Source organism: Paracoccus sp. (in: a-proteobacteria), from assembly GCF_039808215.1.
Classification (GTDB): Bacteria; Pseudomonadota; Alphaproteobacteria; order Rhodobacterales; family Rhodobacteraceae; genus Paracoccus.
Genome location: NZ_JBDHSP010000153.1, coordinates 1 through 2,890 on the forward strand (window position 1 = coordinate 1; position 2,890 = coordinate 2,890).

At 62.2% G+C, this 2,890-nt stretch carries 2 protein-coding genes; both read right to left on the reverse strand.

From position 1 onward, the window contains the following. A partial coding sequence (locus tag WMK75_RS18860; protein WP_347269110.1) for a protein kinase occupies positions 1–1,201 on the reverse strand: 1,201 nt, incomplete at its 3' end. A gap of 87 nt (positions 1,202–1,288) precedes the next feature. Next, the coding region (locus WMK75_RS18865; RefSeq protein WP_347269111.1) for a hypothetical protein at positions 1,289–2,890 on the reverse strand (1,602 nt) is incomplete at its 5' end.

A 2,890-nucleotide genomic window follows, 5' to 3' on the forward strand; every position in this document is an offset into this window, starting at 1 on the left:
GGAATGCCACCATGCTCCCGTCCGGCGAGAAATCCGGATCGAGATCGTCGGACGGATCGCGCGTCAGGCGGACCGGGTCGCCGCCCGAAAGCTGCTGCACATAGATGTCGAGTTTTCCATCGCCCGCGCGATCCGAAGCATAGGCCACCAGCTTGCCGTCGCGCGATATGGCCGGGTAGTCCGTAAGCCCGTTGTCCGCGGTGATCGGGCGGAACTCGTATGCGGGCAACGTTGAATCAGCGGCTGTAAGCCGGTGAGCCGCCGCGCCCGCGGCCACCAACGCCAGCGCCGCGACGATGCCAACGAACCAGATGGCCTTGCCGCGCCTCGCCGCCGGAGCGGCCTGCGCGGCCGGATCCGGCGCAATTTCCTCGAGCGCCAATCTCAGATCGCTGGTGGATTGGTATCGCCGGTCGCGGTCCTTGCGCAAACATCGCTCGACGATCCGCCGCAGGTCCCGAGGCGTGCCGGGCGCCGTTTCCACCACCGATTCAGGCTCCTCCTTGATAATCGCCGCCAGCGTCGACACCGCCGTACTCCCCTGAAACGCCCGCCGCCCCGTGATCATCTCGTACAGCACCGCCCCGAAGCTGAAAATGTCGCTCCGGTAATCGACCTTCTTCCCCTCGGCCTGCTCGGGCGACATGTACTGCACCGTCCCCACAATCGAGCCTTCCGCCGTCTTCGACTCGTGCACCAGCGTCTTGTCGCCGCTGCCGGTTTCGGCGCGGTCCGTCAGTTTGGCGAGGCCGAAGTCGAGCAGCCTGACGCGGCCATCGCCGTCCACCATGATGTTGGACGGTTTCAGGTCGCGGTGAACGATTCCGGCGGCATGCGCCTTGGCCAGCGCATCCGCGACTTGAACGGCCAGCCTCACCGCTTCCTTCACCGTCATGCCCTGCTTCGGGATCAACTCGCCGAGCGTCTTGCCGTCGACGAACTCCATGGCGATGAAGTCCTCGCCCTGGTGGGATCCGATGTCGTAGATGGTGACGATGTTCGGGTGATTCAGGGCCGAGGCGGCTTTGGCCTCGAGCACGAAGCGGCGTTTCCGTTCGGGGTCGGATGTTCGATCCGGCGGCAGGACTTTGAGGGCGACGGAGCGGTCGAGGCGGGTGTCGAAAGCTTTGTAGACAACACCCATCCCGCCGGCCCCGAGTTTACCGAGGACGCGGTAGTGCGCGAACGATTGGGGGATCATTGCCCAGTAGCCGTGGTGATTCAGGATACTGCAAATTGGTTGCGAGTTCCAGGGCTGGTTACTGAAGTGTCAAGCCGCGATGCGAATCTACTTCCGCGGTTCGCCCACCCACACGTTGGCCGTATTGTCGCCGATGCTGTAGACGAGGAAATCGCGCGCCGCGGCGGGACCGAACGAAGCCGTGCCAAATTCTGATGGAATCGGCCCTCTCGCGGAGTGGAATGGGTGCACTTCGAAAGGAGCGCCCGCCGGTGTTTTTCGGACTGGATCGAGCCGCTGCGCCCAGATGCAGCGAAAACCGTCGCGGCTCGAAATGAAGAACAGCAAATTGCCGTCTTCCGACCACCATGGCTTCCCGTTCCAATTTTCGTCTCTCGCGATCGCGATCCATTCGCCGTTTGCTCCGGCTTGGCCGTTGTGCTGGGAGGTAATGTACAAGTCGTGACGAATATCCGTAAGGGGAACGTGAAAAGCCAGCCACCGTCCGTCAGGCGACATCTCCGCGCCGTGAATATTCCTCTTGGGATCGGAGATGAGGTCCGATATCCCCCCATCCAGCCCGATTGTGTGGAACCGGATCGGATTTCCTTTGTAGAAGACGATTCTCGAACTGTCGGGCGACCATCCGTAAATGGTTCCGCAGTTCCCGCAAAGCTTGCGGCTCTCCTTCGATTTCGAATTGACGACGTGAAGGGAACGGTCCCGCGAAACGTAATACCCGACCCACAATCCGTCGGGTGAAATCCTGGCTCGCAAAACCGTAGTGCTCTCCGAAGCCAGGGTGGTGTCCTTTCCCGTTTCGAGGTCGCGAAGCCGCACCACGGACGGGGCGATCGTTTGCCTGATAGTGTAAGCAAGTAACTTCCCATTCCTGGAAACGGATGGAGCGAACTCAGTCAGCAGATCACGAGTGATCTGACGGGGTTCTCCTCGCGACTTCCCGGAATTGGAGTCGAGATCCAGCCGCCACAGATCGGTGATACTGCGCCGGCTCGCAAAAACCAGCCTGCCCGAGGGAGAGAGACGCGGCGCCGCTTCAAGACCGGCGCCGTTGGTGATCCATCTTCGCTGTCCCTCCGCGGCGGCCTTCCCTTCTATCCTGTCATCCGCCTCCCAAATGTGAGAATCTCCTCCCACTACCCGGCCGGGCAGCCATTCGGTAACACCCGCGCTCACGGATGCCGGTACGCTGGGGCCTCCTTCCAAACGCATGACGTACCAGGAGTCATTCGTGACAGCATTAGTAGGCGAACTGCGAAACAGGATACGGGTCCCGTCCGGAGACCAGATCGGTTCCACCGCCGGCTGGATGTCCGAAGCGACTTGCCGGCGCTCGCCACCTTGCGCCGGGACGATGTAGATCGCGTTTGATTTCAGAATCGACCCTTCGTAATAGACGATCCGCTGCCCATCCGGGGAGAACCGCGGCCGCCTGCCAAGGCGGGCAACGAGCCGCTCCTCGCCGCCCAATGTGGGCGCCACATAAATCCCGCCGCCCTGCCGTTCGGAACGGAATGCCACCATGCTCCCGTCAGGGGAAAAATCCGGCTCGATATCGTCGGACGGATCGCGCGTCAGGCGGACCGGGTCGCCGCCCGAAAGCTGCTGCACGTAGATGTCGAGTTTTCCATCGCCCGCGCGATCCGAAGCATAGGCCACCAGCTTGCCGTCGCGCGATATGGCCGGGTA